This is a genomic window from Marinobacter mangrovi, from assembly GCF_016798325.1.
GTDB lineage: Bacteria > Pseudomonadota > Gammaproteobacteria > Pseudomonadales > Oleiphilaceae > Marinobacter_A > Marinobacter_A mangrovi.
This window is the reverse complement of the sequence record NZ_JAERVO010000001.1, coordinates 240,292-259,144: the sequence shown is the minus strand read 5'-3', so window position 1 is coordinate 259,144 and position 18,853 is coordinate 240,292. Positions and strand designations below refer to the sequence as shown.

20 protein-coding genes are annotated in these 18,853 nt (G+C 61.5%); 3 read left to right on the top strand and 17 right to left on the bottom strand.

The genetic code is table 11. The features are described from left to right. Window positions 1–198: 198 nt before the first annotated feature. The 3 genes from upp to JL474_RS01145 all read left to right on the top strand — a co-directional run bounded on the left by upp (window position 199) and on the right by JL474_RS01145 (window position 3,038). Window positions 199–837, top strand: coding sequence for a uracil phosphoribosyltransferase (gene upp / locus JL474_RS01155; RefSeq protein WP_123633231.1), 639 nt, complete (start codon window positions 199–201; stop codon window positions 835–837). A gap of 2 nt (window positions 838–839) precedes the next feature. Further along, complete coding sequence (locus tag JL474_RS01150; RefSeq protein WP_203140633.1) at window positions 840–2,108, top strand: uracil-xanthine permease family protein; 1,269 nt, start codon at window positions 840–842, stop codon at window positions 2,106–2,108. Between the two features lie 78 nt (window positions 2,109–2,186). Continuing rightward, window positions 2,187–3,038 (top strand): class I SAM-dependent methyltransferase, encoded by an 852-nt coding sequence (locus tag JL474_RS01145; RefSeq protein ID WP_203140632.1) that lies wholly within the window; start codon window positions 2,187–2,189, stop codon window positions 3,036–3,038. Between the two features lie 316 nt (window positions 3,039–3,354). Here the strand turns inward: JL474_RS01145 and flhB are convergent, their stop codons facing one another. From flhB to fliF, 17 genes are all read right to left on the bottom strand, one after another. Then, window positions 3,355–4,491: a flagellar biosynthesis protein FlhB gene (gene flhB, locus JL474_RS01140; protein ID WP_123633228.1), complete on the bottom strand. Its 1,137-nt coding sequence runs from the start codon at window positions 4,489–4,491 to the stop codon at window positions 3,355–3,357. A gap of 18 nt (window positions 4,492–4,509) precedes the next feature. Then, on the bottom strand, window positions 4,510–5,292 hold the full coding sequence (gene fliR, locus JL474_RS01135) for a flagellar biosynthetic protein FliR (RefSeq protein WP_203140631.1): 783 nt from the start codon (window positions 5,290–5,292) through the stop codon (window positions 4,510–4,512). Window positions 5,293–5,294: 2 nt separating this feature from the next. Further along, a complete protein-coding gene (gene fliQ / locus JL474_RS01130) occupies window positions 5,295–5,564 on the bottom strand; it encodes a flagellar biosynthesis protein FliQ (RefSeq protein WP_203140630.1) in 270 nt (89 codons plus the stop codon). Window positions 5,565–5,576: 12 nt separating this feature from the next. After that, window positions 5,577–6,332: a flagellar type III secretion system pore protein FliP gene (gene fliP / locus JL474_RS01125; RefSeq protein ID WP_203141268.1), complete on the bottom strand. Its 756-nt coding sequence runs from the start codon at window positions 6,330–6,332 to the stop codon at window positions 5,577–5,579. A gap of 5 nt (window positions 6,333–6,337) precedes the next feature. Next, window positions 6,338–6,799, bottom strand: coding sequence for a flagellar biosynthetic protein FliO (gene fliO, locus JL474_RS01120; protein WP_407944032.1), 462 nt, complete (start codon window positions 6,797–6,799; stop codon window positions 6,338–6,340). A 61-nt stretch (window positions 6,800–6,860) separates the two neighbouring features. Then, complete coding sequence (gene fliN, locus JL474_RS01115; protein ID WP_123633225.1) at window positions 6,861–7,382, bottom strand: flagellar motor switch protein FliN; 522 nt, start codon at window positions 7,380–7,382, stop codon at window positions 6,861–6,863. Continuing rightward, window positions 7,375–8,373, bottom strand: coding sequence for a flagellar motor switch protein FliM (gene fliM / locus JL474_RS01110; RefSeq protein ID WP_123633223.1), 999 nt, complete (start codon window positions 8,371–8,373; stop codon window positions 7,375–7,377). The genes fliN and fliM overlap by 8 nt, the downstream gene beginning before the upstream one ends. A 49-nt stretch (window positions 8,374–8,422) precedes the next feature. Beyond that, window positions 8,423–8,929 carry a flagellar basal body-associated FliL family protein gene (locus JL474_RS01105; protein WP_131477888.1) on the bottom strand — a complete coding sequence of 169 codons (507 nt, stop codon included), beginning with the start codon at window positions 8,927–8,929 and terminating at the stop codon, window positions 8,423–8,425. A gap of 221 nt (window positions 8,930–9,150) precedes the next feature. Beyond that, the gene (locus JL474_RS01100; protein ID WP_203140629.1) at window positions 9,151–10,416 is read right to left on the bottom strand and encodes a flagellar hook-length control protein FliK; all 1,266 of its coding nucleotides are present in this window, start codon (window positions 10,414–10,416) and stop codon (window positions 9,151–9,153) included. Between the two features lie 156 nt (window positions 10,417–10,572). Further along, a complete protein-coding gene (locus JL474_RS01095) occupies window positions 10,573–10,920 on the bottom strand; it encodes an Hpt domain-containing protein (protein WP_131477892.1) in 348 nt (115 codons plus the stop codon). A 159-nt stretch (window positions 10,921–11,079) separates the two neighbouring features. Then, window positions 11,080–12,822 carry an ATP-binding SpoIIE family protein phosphatase gene (locus tag JL474_RS01090; RefSeq protein WP_203140628.1) on the bottom strand — a complete coding sequence of 581 codons (1,743 nt, stop codon included), beginning with the start codon at window positions 12,820–12,822 and terminating at the stop codon, window positions 11,080–11,082. A gap of 18 nt (window positions 12,823–12,840) precedes the next feature. Further along, entirely contained in the window at window positions 12,841–13,146 is a 306-nt protein-coding gene (locus JL474_RS01085; protein ID WP_131477894.1) for an STAS domain-containing protein, read from the bottom strand. Window positions 13,147–13,351: 205 nt separating this feature from the next. After that, on the bottom strand, window positions 13,352–13,801 hold the full coding sequence (fliJ, locus tag JL474_RS01080) for a flagellar export protein FliJ (protein WP_123633211.1): 450 nt from the start codon (window positions 13,799–13,801) through the stop codon (window positions 13,352–13,354). Then, window positions 13,798–15,168, bottom strand: a complete 1,371-nt coding sequence (fliI, locus tag JL474_RS01075; RefSeq protein WP_203140627.1) for a flagellar protein export ATPase FliI — start codon at window positions 15,166–15,168, stop codon at window positions 13,798–13,800. Before fliI ends, fliJ begins: the two co-directional genes overlap by 4 nt. Next, window positions 15,149–16,060: a flagellar assembly protein FliH gene (locus JL474_RS01070; RefSeq protein WP_203140626.1), complete on the bottom strand. Its 912-nt coding sequence runs from the start codon at window positions 16,058–16,060 to the stop codon at window positions 15,149–15,151. The genes fliI and JL474_RS01070 overlap by 20 nt, the downstream gene beginning before the upstream one ends. Continuing rightward, complete coding sequence (gene fliG, locus JL474_RS01065; RefSeq protein ID WP_236012011.1) at window positions 16,060–17,055, bottom strand: flagellar motor switch protein FliG; 996 nt, start codon at window positions 17,053–17,055, stop codon at window positions 16,060–16,062. The genes JL474_RS01070 and fliG overlap by 1 nt, the downstream gene beginning before the upstream one ends. A gap of 46 nt (window positions 17,056–17,101) precedes the next feature. Then, window positions 17,102–18,841, bottom strand: a complete 1,740-nt coding sequence (gene fliF, locus JL474_RS01060; protein WP_203140624.1) for a flagellar basal-body MS-ring/collar protein FliF — start codon at window positions 18,839–18,841, stop codon at window positions 17,102–17,104. Window positions 18,842–18,853 lie beyond the last annotated feature (12 nt).

The following is an 18,853-nucleotide window of genomic DNA, read 5'->3' as shown; positions in this document are numbered from 1 at the left end:
AAACAGGGTATCTCACGTGCCGAGATGTCGTTTTTTTGACGGCACGACTGTATCTGGAGGGTATTTGGCAATAAGCGTACCAACCGACGCTCAACCCGCCCGACAAGGGGATTGCGGCCTACCCGGACTGACTGAATCGGGGAAGTAAGGTATCCTTGGTGAGATTTTATGTCCCTATTTTAGAAAAGAAGGTGAGCCATGCCCGTCCTCGAGGTAAAGCACCCCCTGATCCGCCACAAACTCGGCCTGATGCGCCGGGCGGACATCAGCACCAAGAACTTCCGTGAGTTGGCGCAAGAGATTACGGCCCTGCTGACTTACGAAGCCACCAAGGACTTCCAGCTGGAAAAACAGACCATCCAGGGCTGGGCCGGGCCGGTGGAAGTGGATCGCGTGAGCGGCAAGAAAGTGACGATTGTCCCCATCCTGCGTGCCGGCATGGGCATGCTGGAAGGCGTCCTGACCCTGATCCCCGGCGCCCGCGTCAGCGTGGTCGGCCAGGTCCGTAACGAAGAAACCCTGGAAGCCAGCACCTACCTGGAAAAGCTGGTCGGCGAACTGGACCAGCGTATGGCGATGATCGTCGATCCCATGCTGGCCACCGGCGGCTCGCTGATCTCCACCATTGACCTGCTCAAGAAGGCCGGCAGCACGGAAATTCGTGCCCTGGTCCTGGTGGCGGCGCCGGAAGGCATCGACAAGGTCCAGAAGGCCCATCCGGATGTCTCCATCTACACCGCGTCCATCGACGAGCGGCTGAACGAGAAAGGTTACATCCTGCCCGGGCTCGGTGATGCCGGCGACAAGATCTTCGGCACCAAACAGAAGGAAAACTAAACATGCAGACGAGTCCGAACGAGCCGGTATGGCGCCAGGCCCTCGCCGGCGCGCAGATGTTGCTGGTCGCCTTCGGCGCCCTGGTCCTGATGCCGCTGATCACCGGTATGGACCCCAACGTTGCCCTGTTCACCGCCGGTATCGGCACCCTGATCTTCCAGATCATCACCGGCGGCCAGATCCCCATTTTCCTGGCCTCCTCCTTTGCCTTCATTGCGCCGATCATCGCCTCCAAGGCCAAATTCGGCATGGAAGAAACCCTGGGCGGCCTGGTGGCCGCGGGTGTCCTCTACATGATCCTCAGTGGCGCCGTTAAACTGCGGGGCACCGGCTTCCTGAACCGCCTGCTCCCCCCGGTCGTCATCGGTCCGGTCATCATGGTCATCGGGCTGGGTCTGGCTTCCACGGCGGTCAACATGGCGATGGGCAAGGCCGGCGACGGCAGTGCGCAGCTCATCCCCTACAACACCGCGATCTGGATCTCGATGATTTCCCTGCTGACCACGATTCTCTTCGCGGTCTTCGGCAAGGGCATGTTCCGGCTGATCCCCATCATGTTCGGCGTGATCGTGGGTTACATCGCCTCTGCCATCATGGGCATCGTCGACCTGTCGCCGGTCAGTGAGGCGGCCTGGCTGCGCATCCCGGATTTCGTCGCACCGGAATTCGGTTGGGGCGCCATTCTGTTCATGGTTCCTGTCGCCATTGCGCCGGCGGTTGAGCACATCGGCGATGTACTGGCGATCGGCACGGTCACGGGCAAGAACTACATCCAGAAGCCGGGTCTGCACCGCACCCTGCTGGGTGACGGCGTGGCCACCAGCGCTGCGGCGATGCTGGGCGGTCCGCCCAACACCACCTATTCCGAAGTCACCGGCGCGGTCATGCTGACCCGCAACTTCAACCCGCGGGTGATGATCTGGGCGGCCATCGTGGCGATCCTGCTGGCCTTCATCGGCAAGTTCGGCGCCGCGCTGCAGACCATTCCGGTACCGGTCATGGGCGGCATCCTGTGCCTGCTGTTCGGCTCCATTGCCGTCGTCGGTCTGAACACGCTGATCCGTCACCACGTCGACCTGTCCGAAGCCCGCAATCTGGTGATTGCCGGTGTCACGCTGGTCTTCGGTATTGGCGGCATGGCCCTGGGTCACGTGGAAGGCATCGCCCTGTGCGCGGTGGTGGCCATCGGGTTGAACCTGATCTTGCCCGGCAGCCAGGCTGCGTGGGGCGATTCGACCATTCCCAACGGCGATTCCCCGGCGGCAGAATAGGTCGGGCCTTGAGCAGGCGCTCCTCTTAGCGGAGCGCCTGTTGTCAGGGCTCGTCCCTGACAACAACAAGGATCGCCCATGACCCGCCCGATCGACAGCACCGGCATCAGCTTTACCGCCCTCTACACCGGCGCCGTCTGGCAGCACAATGGCCTGTCGGAAGACGGCCTCACACCCCCCGCCGGTCACGTCCTGTACAACCTGATGACGCCTTTTGAGGGGCTCAGTCGCCTGGTTACCGGCGGCAATATCCGCACTTTTCTTCTGCAACGCCACCTGATCATCGACCAGCTGATTCACGAAGCCGTCGAACAGCGCGGCATCAGCCAGATACTGGAAATCGCGTGCGGCCTGTCGCCCCGCGGCATCCGCCTGCGCCAGCGCTTCCCTCACCTGCAGATGCTGGAAACCGACCTGCCGGCCATGGCTACTCGCAAGGCAGCGTATCTCGCCACCCACGGTTATCTGGGGGACCATCATCAGGTTCGGCCCATCGATATTTTTGCCGATGGCGGCCCGCTGGCGCTGGAACGGGTGATTGAGGATCAGTTCGACGCCGCTCGCCCGCTGCTGGTCGTGACCGAAGGCCTGACCAGCTACTTTTCCCTTGACGACATCAGCCAGTTCTGGCGCCGGCTCGCGCGCTGTCTGGCGGCAAGACCGGGCTCGGCCTACCTGACGGAAACCTATCTCAAGCCCGAAGGGAAAATTCTAGGCCGTGGTTTGGACATGCTGCGCGGCGCGCTGGGCCAGATGACCCGGGCCCAGGTGAGTTTTCATTTTCGGGATGGCGAGTCCGGGGCCCGGCATTTGGCGGGACTGGGGTTTGATGATGTTCGGGCGATTGATCCGGAAGACTTCTACGGGCGGTTGCCGATTCCCGAGAGCCGGGGAACGCCGCTGGTACGGATACTGGATGCTCGGAGTTAGCTCCGGGACACGGTCGCCTGGCGGCGCCTCCTCAAGTATGTTGGGCTGACAAAGGAAACCCAACAATGTCACGCCTAAACATGGAATGTTGGGCTTCCTTCGTCAGCCCAACCTACGCCACCATGATTACGCGGGGTACTCAAGAGGCTCGAGAGGGCTTGCCCGAAGACGTAATCGAAACCAATGGATGCCATCGCTGGAGAAAAGGACACGGATGTCCTTAGCCGCAATAGCGGGCCAGGGATGGCCCTCTAGGGCGGCGGAAGCGATGGCATCCATTGGTTTCAGCCCCCAAGATCTGCTGAAGTCCCCCAACTCAGCTATCCCGCCGCAAATCACCGGGAATCGGGAAGTCCGGCATACCCGGTCGCTGTCCTTGCCCACGACGATAACGCCGCAACTGGTACAGGTAGGCCAATACCTGGGCAATCGCCACATACAGCCCCTGGGGAATCTCGCCGCCCACGTCGGTGTTGTGATAGACCGCCCGGGTCAGCGGCGGCGTGCGCAAGACATCCACCTTGTGCTCCCGGGCGATTTCCATGATCTTGAAGGCCACCTGATCGGCGCCCTTGGCCACGACGACCGGCGCCGCCATTTTCTTCTGGTCGTACTTGAGCGCTACCGCATAATGGGTCGGGTTGGTAATGACCACGTCGGCCGTCGGCACATCCTGCATCATCCGACGCTGGGCCATCTCCCGCTGGAGCTGACGGACCTTGCTCTTGACCTCCGGCTTGCCCTCGGTGTCCTTGAACTCGTCCTTGACCTCCTGCTTGGTCATGCGCAGCTTTTTCTGGTGGTCGTAGATCTGGAACGGCACATCGATGGCCGCAATGATGATGGTGGCGCAGGACAGCAGGAAAAAGCTCCAGCCCAACGTCCACAACACATGCTCCATGGCCGGAATCGGTGCTTCCTCGGCGATTGCCAATAAGTCGTCGGTGCGCTGGTCGAGGATCACCAACGCGATGACCATCACCAGCGCCACTTTCGCCACCGCCTTGACCAACTCGATCAGCGCCCGTAGCGAGAACATCCGCTTGAGCCCCTTGAGGGGATCCATACGACTGAGCTTGGGGGCAATGGCCTTGCCACTGAACAGAATACCGCCGATACCTATCGGCCCGAAGATGGACGCCACCAGCAGCAACAGCAGAATGGGCGACAACGCGACGGCGGCATCCTGGGCGGCGGCTCCCAGCATGGTGGTCATATAGTTCGTGTCAAACGCCACCATACGCTCGAAGGAAAAGCTGTAGCGCATGATGCGCTCGAGGGATGCCCCCAATGTGGAACCGAACATCAGCAGGCCACTGGCGCCCGCCAACAGGACGGCCATGGTCGCCAGCTCACGGGAGCGGGCGGTCTGCCCCTCTTCGCGGGCCTTTTCAAGCCTTCGAGGGGTGGCCTCTTCGGTTTTTTCCTGACTGTTGTCGTCTTCTTCAGCCATTGTCGTCAACCCGCCGGATCAGGGGACCTGCTCTATGGAGCGCATGAAATCAAAGGTTTGCCGGGTGTACTCGTCAAAGTGTGGCAGAAAATTGGCGTGCAGCACCCAGATGGCAAACAATCCAAAAATCAGGCCAATCGGGAAGCCGAGGGAGAAGATATTCATCTGGGGCGCAGCCCGGGTCATCACCCCGAACGAGATGTTGACGATCAGCACCGCCGTCACCGCCGGCAGTGCCAGCAGCATGGCGGAAACAAACATCCAGGTGATCCGGTGCGCCAGATCCCAATAGGCGTCGGGCCCCAGTCCGCTGAGTCCGATGGGAATGGTCCGGAAACTTTCCAGGAAGACCTCAAACGCCACGAGATGGCCGTTCATAGCCAGAAACAGCAGCGTGACGGTAATGGTGTAGATCTGCGACAGCACGGGGACCGTCACGCCGTTAGCCGGATCCACCATTGAAGCGAAGCCCAGGCCCATCTGCATCGCAATCATCTGGCCGGCAATCACAAACAGCTGAAACAGCGCGGTGAGCACAAAGCCCAGGCCGGCGCCAATCAACACCTGCTGAATGGTAATGACCACCGCATTGGCGTTCAGCGCATCCACTTTTGGCACATCGCCGATCATCGGGACCACCAGGATCGTCATCAGCAGCGCCAGCCCCAGACGAATCCGGGCCGGCACCAGGCCGGCGCCGACAAACGGGATCGTCATCATGAAGCTGGCAATGCGAAACAGCGGCCAGACGTGTTGCCCGACCCACTGTCCCACGCCGTCGGCGGCGATCTCCAGTGCCATCGTCAACCGATCAGGTAGGGAATATTGGTGATCAGTCGTTCAGCGTGATCCATGAGCTGATGCAGCATCCAGGGACCGAACACGATGATCGAGAGCAAGGTGACCAGCAGGCGCGGCAGGAAGCTCAGGGTCTGCTCGTTGATCTGCGTCGCCGCCTGGAACGTGCTGACGATCAGACCGACAACCAGCCCCGGCCCGATGATGATGGCCGACAGCAGGACAATCAGCCAGAGCGCCTGGCGCATGATGTCGATAACGGTTTCCGGGGTCATGACTGACCTCCCCTACAGTCCGTAGCTGGCTGCCAGCGTTCCCATGATCAGGGACCAGCCGTCAACGAGCACAAAGAGCATGATCTTGAAAGGCAGCGAGATGATGATCGGTGACAGCATCATCATCCCCATCGCCATCAGCACGCTGGCCACCACCATATCGATGACCAGGAAGGGTATGAACAGGATGAATCCGATCTGGAAGGCGGTCTTCAGTTCGCTGGTCACGAAGGCCGGCATCAACACCCAGAACGACACATCGTCGGGGCTGGCCGCCTTTTCGCCGGAAATCCGCATGAACAGCCCCAGGTCGTCCTCCCGGGTCTGGGCCAGCATGAATTTGCGGAACGGTTGAGAAGCCGCCTCGACGGCTTCCAGGGGCGCCATCTGTTCGGCAAGATAAGGCTGCAGCGCCGTCTCGTTCACCTGCTCGAACACCGGCCGCATGATAAAGATGGTCAGGAACAGGGCCAGACCCAGCAGGATCTGGTTGGACGGCGTGGACTGCAACCCCAGCGCCTGACGCAGGATGGAGAAAACGATGATGATGCGGGTGAACGACGTCATCATCATCAGCATTGCCGGCAGGAACGTGAGCGCCGTCATCAGCGCCAGGACCTGAAGGGTGACCGAATACTCCTGGGTATTGCCGTCCGGACCCGGGGTTACGGTGATCGCCGGAATGCCGGGAATATCGGCCGCCTGGGCCGGGAGAGCGAACAGGAACAGGGGCAGGCACGTCAGGCACAGTTTGAGGCTTCGGGCCAACAGGGTCACGCATCACCTCCCTGGTCATTGCGGGAGGCCGAGCGATCACCCCAGCTGCGCCCGAGCATGGTCTGCAGTCGCTTGGCAAACTCACTGTCGCCGCCCACGCTGCCACTGACCACTGGCTCGTCAAAGACATGCAGCGTCCGGATCGCGGTGGCGGTAATGCCCACCAGGATCTGGGTGCCGCCCACCTCAATCAGGGCAATGCGCTCGCGGGCGCCCACCGGCATGACGCTGACCACTTTGATCGCCTGGTTGTTCATGCCGGACAGGCCGTTCATCCGCTTGACCAGCCAGGCACAGCCAAAAATCAGGGCAATGACGACAATCAGGCCAAGCCCCAGGCTCATCAGTGATGTGAGGTTATCAGCGCCGCGAGTGACCGCACCAGCGCCATTTTTTTCTTCGGCCAGCAACGGGGCGCTGAGCAGCAGAAGCCATCCGCAGAACAGGATGCGATACAAGGGAACACCTCCACCCACCCGTCAGGCCCGGGCCATCGGCCGGGCCGGGGGTCAGGCTTTCTTATTTTGACAGTCGCTTGATGCGCTCGCCCGGACTGATGACGTCCGTCAGGCGAATACCGAATTTCTCGTTCACCATGACCACCTCACCATGGGCGATCAGGGTGCCGTTGACCAACACGTCCAGCGGTTCGCCCGCCAACCGGTCCAGCTCGATCACCGACCCCTGGTTGAGCTGCAGCAGGTTACGAATGGGGATCTGGGTGTTCCCCACCTCCATGGAGATGGTCACCGGAATATCCAGGATGACATCCAGATCCGGAGCCGGACCCGTGCCGGTTTCCGAGATCGCACTTTCCTGGCCGAACTCTTCCATCGGTGCGGCTTTCACATCCTCTTCACTGGCACCGGCCTCCGCCATGGCGGCCGCCCATTCGTCATCGCGTTCACCGCCGTCTTCGGCAGCGGTTTCGCCGTCAGCCGCATCATCGCCGGATTCGGACATGGCGGCTTCCCACTCGGCAGCGAGCTTTTCGTCTTCGCTCATCTCCTGCCCCTCTTTCTTTTTGTCGTCTTCAGCCATGCCTGTTCACCTTCAGTTGCTTCTTCACTTTGGGCCGATTCATGCGACGGGTGACCCGCAGCGCCAGATTCCCGTCGCGGGTGCCCATTTGGGCCTGATAGATTGGAATGCCGTTAGCCGTTACCGTCAGCTCTTCTTCCAGCTCCACCGGAATCACATCGCCGGCCTTGAGCTTGGCGATTTCCCGCAACGACATCCGGCGTCGGCAGACCGTGGCATTGACCGGAACGTTCACGGCCTTGATGTCTTCCTGAAGGGCATTGACCCAGCGTTCATCGACTTCGTCGATATCACTCTGGACACCCGCGTCCAGCACATCCCGGATCGGTTCGATCATGGAATACGGCAAGGCCATGTGAAGCTCGCCACCGCCGCCGTCCAGCTCGATATGGAACGTGCTGATCACCACCACTTCACTGGGGCTGACGATGTTGGCCATCGCCGGATTGACCTCGGAGCTGAGGTACTCGAAATCCATCTTCAGGACGGCATTCCACGCCTCGCGCATGTCCTTGAAGACCTGATCGAGCATCATCTGCACGATGCGGGTCTCGGTGGGCGTGAACTCGCGGCCCTCGATCTTGGCGTGCCGACCTTCCCCGCCAAAGAAGTTATCCACTAACTTGAAGACCAGCTTGGCGTCGAGAATAAACAACGCGGTGCCGCGCAGCGGGCGCATCTTGACCAGGTTGAGGCTGGTGGGCACGTACAGCGTGTGGATGTATTCGCCGAATTTCATGATCTGCACGCCGCCGGTGGAAACGTCGGCGTTGCGGCGCAGCATGTTGAACAGACTGATGCGGGTGTAACGGGCAAATCGCTCGTTGATCATCTCGAGCGTCGGCATCCGGCCGCGCACGATCCGATCCTGGCTGGCCAGGTCGTAATTCTTGACGCCTGTATCGTCGACGTCGTCATAGGTGTCGACATCGCCGTCATCAACGCCGTGCAGGAGCGCGTCGATCTCGTCTTGTGAGAGTAAGTCCTGCATAGTCCCTATCCGACCTCGAGATTAGTCAATCGGCCACAATCTGTCATAGCTACTGCAACACAAAATTTTCGAAAAGGACATGGTCGATCGGCTCGCCGCCTTCCTCCGCCAGGATGCCGTTGATCGTGTCCAGTGTCTCCTGCAACAGCTTTTCCTTGCCTTCAGGCGTCTGCATGGCCTGGAAATCCTGCCCGCCAAACAGGGTCAGCAACCGGCTTCGGATCAGCGGCATGTTGGCCTGCGCGACGTCCAGCGCCCCCTGGTTGCGGCTTTGCAGCGCCAGGAAGATCTGCATGTAACGCTGGCGCCCGTCCGTGGACAGTGTGACCACAAACGGTTTGGTGATGGCGTAGTAGTGGCTGGGCTGGAATGCTGGCTCGGCCGTCTCGTCGGCGGCCGCTTCATCGGCGGCAGCACCGTCATCGGATTTCAGGAACCAGAGCGTACCGGCCACCGACAACCCCACCGCCAGAATAATGATCAGAACAAGGCCGATGATCAGCTTCAGCTTGCCTTTCCCCCCACCCGCCGGGGCTTGCTCGGTATTTTCCGCCATAAGTCCTACAGTCAGATTATTGTCGTATCACGCTGTCTGGAGAGGTTAGCAGCAAGGAACAGGCCAATCCTGCCGCTCCAGTCAGTTCTTTTGGAAAACAGAAGTTTAGCGCCTGGAGGCGGAGACATAAACCACGAACACGCGTTCGGTGCATTCTGAAGAGGGGCTGGCGAAAGCGGCGTCGCGATGGACGGGAGGGGAAAGCCAGCCTGACCGGACGGTCAGGCGTAAAGATCCACTTCACCACGCCAGCTCAGATCAAGCTGACCGCTGGCAAGCGTGCCGGATTCGTCGGTCGAGAGTTCCTCGCCCTCTCCGGCCAGGCTGCCACTGCCATTGCCACCATTCTCATCCTCCTGCTGCAGTTGCTGCTGGGCGCCCTGGTCCGCCGTGTCAGCGGACACTTCAAAGCGATCCAGGTTCAGTCCGTTCTCCTGCAGCATGTCACGCAGACGGTGGCCGTTCAGTTCCAGCTGGTCACGGACGGCAGCATGGGTGGCATGGACCGTCACCTGGGCCTGGTCGTGGTGCACCTGGACCCGGACTTCCAGCGGCCCCATGTCCGGCGGGGTCACATGGATTTCCGCAGCGGACATGCGCTGACTGGTGAGCCAGGCCAGCTTGCCTGCGATCTTGTCGCCCCACTCGGCGTGCTGAACCGGCAGATCAATGCTGGTGGAATAGCTTTTCAGGGGCGCCATGGTCTCGCGACCGTCCAGCCCCCGTTGCAAGCCGGTGGCGTTATTCGGCACGGAGGTTTGGGCATTGCTGTCCCCCTGCAAGCGGCCCAGTTGGGCGGAAAAGTCCAGGGCCTTGCCATCCGCGGCAACGCTCTTACCCAGCAACGTGCTGACCGCGTCTGACTTGCCGGCACCCAGGCCATCACTGCTCCCCTCCTGAGCGCTGTTGCCCGACGCCCCCTGGGCCAGCGATTTGAGGGAAAGCCCCTGCAGCGGATTCTGTGAAGCGGACGAAGGGGTCGACGGGCCATCGGCGGCGGCCGTCCTGGTCGTTTCCACCTTCACGTTGGTCGGCATGGAGAAAAGCATCGGGGCAGCGGCATCGTCTTTCCGCTTGTCGTCTTTCTGATCCTTGCCGTCCTTGTCATCCTCAGACGCCGTTTTCTCGGTCTTGTTGGCCTGGCCTTCCGCGACCGGCTTGTCATCGTCGGCGGTATCGGCTTCTTTGCCCTTGGCATCCTTGGCGTCATCGGAGCGTCTCTGCTCTTCAGCCTTGTCCGCGCGGGCGGTTTCTTCCTGGCGCTCCTTGGCATCGACCCGCTCAGCCCGTTTTTCCTGCAGGCGCTCGTCTTCCGCCCGGCGCTGGGCCCGTTCCTGCTGCGCTTCTTTCTGTTCCAGGCGCGACTGCTCGCGGTTAGAGACTTCCTCGAACGCTTCTCCGGAACGCTCGGCGTCTCCAGTTGACGGGGATCGGTCCAACATTTTATCGGGTGTGGGCGATGCGGGGTTAAGCACCAGTCCGGACATGGCAACCTCTTGCCGCTAGGCATCAATCAAACAGTGTTGCAGGGACTGGAGCAATTAAAGTGCCAAATTTCACGGAGTGGGTATAAGCCGGCTGAGTGACGCCCACCCAGGGGTGTCGGGCCGCCGGCACGGGGACCGGATCGACCGTCTCCGGCATCACCGCATCAGGGTGTGTTCCAACAGCTCGCGGACGATCGCGAATTCGCTCTGCATATCATCCAGAACATGGCGGGCATCATCGATGCGTTCTTCCTTGCCCGCCAGTTCTGCGTCGGCGCACAAGGCGCCAAGACGCGGCGCACCGATGTTGATACAGCTTCCCTTGAAACTGTGGGCGGATCGGGTGAAGGCGTCGGCGTCACGGTCACTGAGTGCCGATCTCAGTGCATTCAACCGTTCCGACGAGTCGCTCAGGTACGTCCTGATCAGCACGTCGAATTCGCCTTCCATAACCTCCTGAAGTTCCGCAAGCGCGTCATCGTCCAGATGTGGCTTGTCGTTCATGATTGTCTCCTTGTCATCCGGCCGGGCCTGCGGCTTGGCGGGCGGATCACTTTGTCCAGCTTGGATCAGCGGGCATCCCTCAACGATGCCCCGGACGTGCCTCCTCGGGAACGCGCCGCCAACGGAGGTCGGCTACAGTGCCTGCTCCGTCATCCCGGTTCAACCCGTGTGTTGTTCCGATTCGTCGGGATCGAACGTCCAGCGATAGACCGCCTCGACTTCATTGCCCGTGCCATGGTGCGTCAGCGAGTCACACAGCTGTCGCAGCAACGCCAGCCCGCGGCCGGCGTACCCGGCCTCAGGGACGGTCCTTTGTGTCTGCTCAGTATAGTTGAAGCCCACGCCACTATCCCGGCACACCACCCGCAACTCACCGCCTTTCCGGCCGGTCTTGTGTTCGAGCCGGAACAGCACCGCATGGTTCCCCACCGTTCGCAGGCGGCGTTCCCGCTCGGCGTAATACTGGCCGAACCCTTCCGGCGAATTCTTCCATACGGACGGCAGCCCCAGCACCCCATGTTCCAGGGCATTGGTATAGAGCTCTGCCAGCACCGTGTACACCTCGCCGCCCCGCCGGCGCAGACCGGGCACCTCCATACAGATGTGCAGCAACAGCGGCAGCGGATTGAACTGGGCCAGCGTTTCGCCGGTCACCTCATACTCGCAGGACCAGGTGGCCGGCCCGCTCAGGGCCGACTGGGTGACCCGCAACGGCAGTTCTTCAACGTCAGCAGGCGGAACCACATCGACGGTCAGCAGCGTCAGATCATCACTGTATTCCTCGGCGCCGGTGAACCGGGCCACAGCCCGCAATACCGCATCCAGCACCGACTGATCGTCGGGCGTGCCGGCTACTGCCGCTTCCAGCCGGGTTTCCCCGAACATCTCGCCCTCGGCGTTCATGGCTTCGGGAACACCATCGGTGGCAAACAGGACCGTGTCCCCTTCCTCGACCTTGTAACGGGCCACATCCACGCTGAAGCGCTCCGCCGCGACAACACCCAATGGCAGGTGAGCGGAGGTCAGTCGCTCAACGGTCTCACCCCGGCGCAGCAGGAAGCCACAGGGCAGGCCGCCATTCCAGATGCTGAGATTGCCCAGATGGAAGTCGAGTTCGATAAAGGCGGCGCAACAGAACATGTCCTTGGGCATGATGCGCCACAGCTTCTGGTTGATCTCGCGCAGAATATCGCCACTGAGAAAGCCCTTGCTGGTCATGCCGTAGAAAATCTCGGCCACTGGCATGGCCCCGATGGCCGCCGGCAGGCCGTGGCCAGTGAAATCCCCGATCAGGATATTCATACCTCCCGAGGGACGCGGGCAGGCATACAGGATGTCGCCGTTAAACACCGACATGGGTGAGGCATGGTAGCGGATATTCGGCGCATCCAGGCAGCCGGTGTGGGCGACATTGTCGAACACCCGTTTGGCGATATTCTGCTCGTTGACCAGTCGCTGGTTGTGGGCACGAATCACGTCCCGCTGCTGGCTCAGGGTCCGGTGCATCACCCGCATGCGATTAAAGGCGTTGATCTTGGCTTCGATGATGATGCGGTTGTACGGTTTGGAGAGAAAGTCGTCGCCACCGGCCTCCAGACAGCGGGCCAGGGCATCGGCATCGGACAGGGACGTCAGGAAAATGACAGGCACCAACGATTCGCCCGCCAGCGCCTTGATATGGCGTGCCGCATCCATTCCATCCATGCGCGGCATCATCACATCCAGCAACACGATCTGGGGCTGGAAACGCCGAAAGCCTTCCACCGCTTCGATACCGTCAGCCGCCGTCATGACGTCATGACCCTGACGCCGAACCATGGTACTGAGAATCAGGCGGTCGCTTTCGCTGTCATCGGCAATCAGGATGCGCAGCGCCTGCGCGTCCGTTTGCACCTCGTCCAACGTAACGCCTCTTCCCGTCTACTTGATGGAGAACAGCTGCTCGAAGTTGGAAATGCTGAGAATCCGTCTTACGTCGCTGTTGCAGTTTTCGATGCGGACCCGACCGGCATCACCGCCGGCGTAATCCCGCAATAACAGGAGCATGCCCAGCGCGGAGCTGTCCAGGTAGGTCGTTTCGGACATGTCGATGACGTAATCGCTGACGTCCTGGTCATCGTGCTCGTAGGCATCGCGGAAACTTTGATGGGAACTGAAGTCGAAGCGTCCATCGATACTGATAATCAGCGTGCGACCGTCTTCGCTTCGCCGCGTGTGAATGGCCATGCGGTGTCCTCCGTCAATGCTTGAGCCAGCGGGTCTGAATCGGGCGCGGCACCTTTGAATGGCGTCTGCTGCCCTGCCCCGGGTATGTCCTTTACGCCGAGTATCCGGGATGTCTCCGAACTCATTTTTGATTATTCCACGGGATTGAGGATAGACAAAACTCGGCGAAATGCATGCGTAAATTTAAAGTGGATTCCCCGACGGATCACGTCAAACGGCGTCGGGCGTGCATTCGGTTGGCGGCTTCATCGGCCTGTTTCTGGTCACGCAGGTCCTGCTGGCGCTGTTCCTGGGCCCGGCAGGCTTCAATGTGACGTGCCATCCCCTTGCGACGTTCATAAGCCTCGCGCCAGACATCCCGTGCCTTTTCAAACGCTTCAACCGCTTTGCGGACCTGTTGTTCCTGGGACACGATGGCCTGATCGAGCTGGGCAATGAAGGCCTGCCAGCCCTGCAGCTTGGTCACCGACACCACCCCTTGCTGACCGCGGCGCATCTGGTCCCGGTAGTCGGCCTGATAGCGGCGCAGCTCATCCAGCTGGTGCTGTTGTTGTTGCATGTGCTGGCGCGCCCGGTTCAGCCCATCCAGCGCCTGGTCCTCGCGGCGCTGCTCCAGCGACAGGACCACTTCTAGCCGTTCGGACCGCGGTTTCATACGTTACCCTGCTGCGGCGGTTCCGGCGCCCGGTTCTTACGATTGGGCAGCACCTCCTGCAACCGGTCAACGCTGGCCTGGTAGGGCGCGCTCTCTTTCAGCCCCTGGCGCAGGAAGGCACGCATGTCGTCGATGCGTTCGATGGCGTAATCGGTCTCCGGATCGGACCCTCTGACGTAGGCGCCGACGCTGATCAGATCCCGCGCCTGCTGGTACCGGGCGAATACCTGCTTGAATTCCTGGGCCTTGCGGAAATGCTCGTTGGCTGTCACCTGGGGCATGACCCGGCTGACCGAGGCTTCCACATCAATGGCCGGATAATGCCCCTCTTCCGCCAGCGAGCGGGACAGCACAATGTGGCCGTCCAGGATCGCCCGGGCCGCGTCGGCTATCGGATCCTGCTGGTCATCGCCTTCGGTCAGGACCGTGTAGAACGCGGTAATCGACCCGCCACCGGGCTTGCCGTTACCCGTACGTTCCACCAATTGGGGCAGTTTGGCAAAGACCGACGGCGGATAACCCTTGGTCGCTGGTGGCTCGCCGACTGCCAGCGCAATCTCCCGCTGGGCCTGGGCGTAACGGGTCAGCGAGTCCATCAACAGCAGGACGCGTTTGCCCCGGTCACGGAAATACTCGGCGATGCGCGTGGTGAGCATGGCGGCGCGCAAGCGCATCAGCGGCGAATCGTCCGCCGGTGAGGCCACGACCACGGAACGGGCCAGCCCCTCATCGCCGAGGATGTCTTCGATGAATTCCTTCACCTCTCGGCCCCGTTCGCCGATCAGGCCGACGACGGTGATGTCCGCGTCGGTGAACCGGGTCATCATGCCCAACAGCATACTCTTGCCCACACCACTACCGGCGAACAGCCCCAGGCGCTGGCCCTGGCCGACCGTCAGCAGTGAATTGATGGCTCGAATCCCGACGTCCAGGCTCTGACGGACCGGCGCACGGTGCAGGGGGTTGATGATTTCACCGGCCAGGCCCACCTGGGCTTCGGCCCGCAGGGGACCGCCACCGTCCAGCGGCACGCCGGAGCCATTGATCACCCGACCCAGTAGCTCAGGTCCCACCGGCACCCGGCTCGCCGAAGACAGCGGCACAACGCGAGCGCCGGGCCGCAGCCCCTCGATGGCGGTCAACGGCATCAGGTAGACGCGGTCATCCTCGAAACCGACCACTTCCGCCTCAACACTGCCAATACCCTGCCCCTGGATCACGCAGCGATCGCCCACCACCATCGGGCAGCCGACGCACTCCAGCGTCAGCCCGACCATACGGGTCAGGCGCCCGGACAGCTCCGGTTCGATCTGTGGTGGCAAGTAATCCTGGAGTCGGTTGAGGCGGTCAGCCAGAGTGCTCGTCACGGTCATCCTCCCCGCGGTCGGTCTCGGTGTCCGTGTCGGTCGGGCCGGACGCTGTCTGGTCGTCGGCGTTGCCGGTTTCCAGCACGTCGCGATGGAAATCCGTCAGGTCGCCCATCATGGCATCCAGCTCGACGCTGTCGCCGGGCTCGTCACTGTCCAGTTGCTGATCCAGCATGCGCTGGACGGCTTTCTGGAAGCGTTTCTCCACCGTGAAATCCACCAGGCTGTGGCGGGTTTCCACCTTACAGCCGCCGGCCAGGATGGTCTCGTCTTCGACGACACTGGCTTCGGCTTCCAGACGACCAGCCACATCCCGGACCCATTCCAGGTCCGACGGATTGACGCGGATGCGTACGTTATCCTGGGTGGACGGCAGGCTGGCCACGGCTTCACGGACCACGGTGCGGATCTGGGACGAATCGGTTTGCAACTCCCGATAGACCACCGCACGGGCCAGAACGGTGCTCAGATTGAACAGGGCCGTTTCCAGCTCGTCCTCATGGCGATGGATGGGATCCACCAGATCGGCCATGATGGCTTCGAGCTGCTTCAGCCGGGCCTCGACCTCTTCACGGGTCTGCTGCAGCGCTTCTTCCCGGCCCTGGGTACGGCCCTCTTCCAGCCCCTGCTGGAACCCTTCCTGGTGGCCGGCTTCCCGACCGCGGGTCAGACCTTCCTCGTGGCCGGCTTCCTGCCCCTCCTTCTGACCGTCTTCCCAGGCTTCCTTGCGAATGGCTTCCAGGTCGGCAGCCGTCAGCGGTTTGACGTTGCGATCTTCCTCCCGGGAATGCGCCACCATGTTGCCTTTTTCATCAAGCAGCGGGAGCTCCCAACGCTCGTAGGCAGTCAGCTCTTCGGAAGGAATTCGATCACGATGGCCCTTGTGTTTCATTACATCATTTCTTCGCCGGAACCGCCGAGGGTGATTTCACCCGCTTCAGCCATTCGGCGGGCAATGGTGATAATGTCTTTCTGCGCCGCTTCCACCTCGCTGACGCGGACCGGCCCCTTGGCCTCCAGGTCATCCGCCAGCAGCTCGGACGCGCGTTTGGACATGTTCTTGAAGATCTTGTCCTTGACCTCGTCATCGGCACCCTTGAGTGCCACGACCAGGACTTCGGAAGAGACTTCGCGCAGCAGGGCCTGAATGCCCCGGTCATCGATATCCTTGAGGTTGTCAAAGACGAACATGAGGTCTTCGATGGTCGACGCCAGATCCGGATCCATATCCTTGATGGAATCCATCAGGTTGCCTTCGACGCTGCGGTCCATGAAGTTCATGATATCAGCCGCCCGCTTGACCCCGCCAATCCGGCTGGTTTGGGTGGTGGAGCCGCCGGAGAACTGTTTCTCGAGGATGTCGTTGAGTTCCTGCAGGGCCTGGGGCTGGACGCTTTCCAGCGAGGCCACCCGCATCAGGACATCCAGCCGGACCTTGTCGTCCAGCGTGGCGAGGATTTCGGCGGCCTGGTCCGGGTCCAGGTAGGACACGACGATGGCCTGGATCTGCGGGTGCTCGTAGCGAATGATATCCGCCACCGCCCGCGGCTCCATCCATTTCAGCGTGTCCAGGCCAGTGGTGTTGCCGCCGATCAGGATCCGGTCAATCAGACTGGAGGCTTTGTCGTCACCCAGCGCCTGGGTCAGCATCGCCCGAATATAGTCGTCGTTGCCCACGCCCAGACCGGTTTGCCCACCCACGGCGTCGACGAACTGGTCCAGCACGTACTTGACCTCTTCTCGGCTGACGTCCTTCATCTGGGCCATGGCGACCCCCACGCGCTGGACCTCCTTGGGCCCCATATGCTTGAGGATCTGCGCAGCATCCGCTTCACCCAGGCTCATCAGCAGAATAGCCGCCTGCTCCACCCGGGGAATCTTGCGCATCGGCTTGGTCGGTTCTTTGGCCGGCTGGTTTTGCGCTGCGTTGTCGTCAGTCATCCACGTTTACCCACTGGCGCATGACCTGGGCGACCCGGGCCGGGTCTTCCGAAATCACGCCTTTCAATGCGTTCAGTTGCTTATCATAGCTATCTGTCGCACCCGGCAAAAGGAGGTCGTCGCTGCGATCCATGGCGCTGCGCAGGGCGTCGTCACCTTCGATGCCCTGCAGGCTGTCGTAATCGTCCGAACCCAGTGACCGGTCGCGCTCGCTGCGACCGGCGCCGGACAGGCTCTTCAGGGTCGGGCGCAGCAGACCAAGGACCAGGATCAGGATCACCAGACCCGCCAGCACCTGCTTCATCAGATCCCAGAACCAGGGCTGCTCCCAGAAGCCCGGTTTTTCAAAGGCCACCTGCTGCTCCGGCGCAAACGCCGTATTCATGACGGTCACACTGTCGCCACGGGCTGCCGAGTAACCTACCGCATCCCGCACCAGCAGGGTCAGGCGCTGCAACTCCTGCTCCGACCAGGGCTGGTAGCTGACTTCGCCGGTGTCGGGATTGACCACCCGCTTGTCGTCCACGGCCACGGCCACGGTCAGACGCTGGACCGTGCCCTGCTCCTGACGAATGTAGCTGACGGAACGGTCCATCTCATAGTTCTTGGTCGACTCGGTGCGGACGTTAACCGGCGTACTTTGCTGCTGGTTCTGTTGCCCCTGCTGACCCTGACCGTTCTGCTGATTCTGCTGGGCCTGGTTGTTGTTGGCCACTTCCGGTGCCGTCGCATTGCCTGGCGGCTGATTGCTGAGCGCACCCGGAATCCCGCCTTGAGCCCCCGCAGTCCGCTGCTCGCTCATCTTCCGCTCGGACCGGATGGCCCGCTGTTCGGGGTTGTAGAGTTCCTGGGCTTTCTCCACGTTGGAGAAATCCAGATCCGCCGAGACTTCGGCGCGGAAGCGGTCGTCACCGACCACCGGCGCCAGAATACTGGCGACCCGCTTGTTGAGCTTGTCCTCGATGCGGGACGCGTATTCATACTGGTCCTGCATCTGCTTGGCGTCGCTGTCCTCGTCATCATTGGTCAGCAGGTTGCCGTTCTGATCCACAACGGTGACGTGCTCCCGCTTCATTTCCGGCACGCTGCCGGCCACGAGATTGACGACGGCGGAAATTTGTTCGTCCGACAGGCGCCGACCGGAGTAGACCTCCAGGAAGACAGACGCCGACGGTTCGCGGGCATCCCGGACAAAGACGGAACGCTTGGGAATCGCCAGGTGGACACGCGCCCCGTGGACGTTGCTCATACTGGAAATGGTACGCGCCAGCTCCCCTTCCAGGCCGCGGCGGTAGCTGATGTTCTCCATGAACTGGGACGTGCCCAGCCCCTGCTCCTTGTCGAGCAGTTCATAACCAACGGTTTTCTCGTCGGTGACGCCAGCGGCGGCCAGCTTGAGGCGGGCGTTATAGACGTCATCCGAGGCAACCAGGAGCGCACCGGTACGGGGCTCCATGTGATAGTCGATACCGGACTGATCCAAGATATTGGTGACTTCCTGGGTGTTGTAACTGGACAGATCCCCCAATACCGGTTGGTAGTTGGGTTCCTGGGCCCAGAGTACCACCGCGACGCCCAGCGCGACGCTGGCTGCCAGCCCCACCATCAGGCCAATCTGGCGCAGCAGGGTCAGGCGATTGAAGCCGAACAGGAGATCGCTCTGGCTTTCATTGCCGGCGTCGGTCGTTGCCGGTGTATTGGATGTTGTTGCTTCGGCGGCTGCACTGGCCATGGTTCTGCTCCG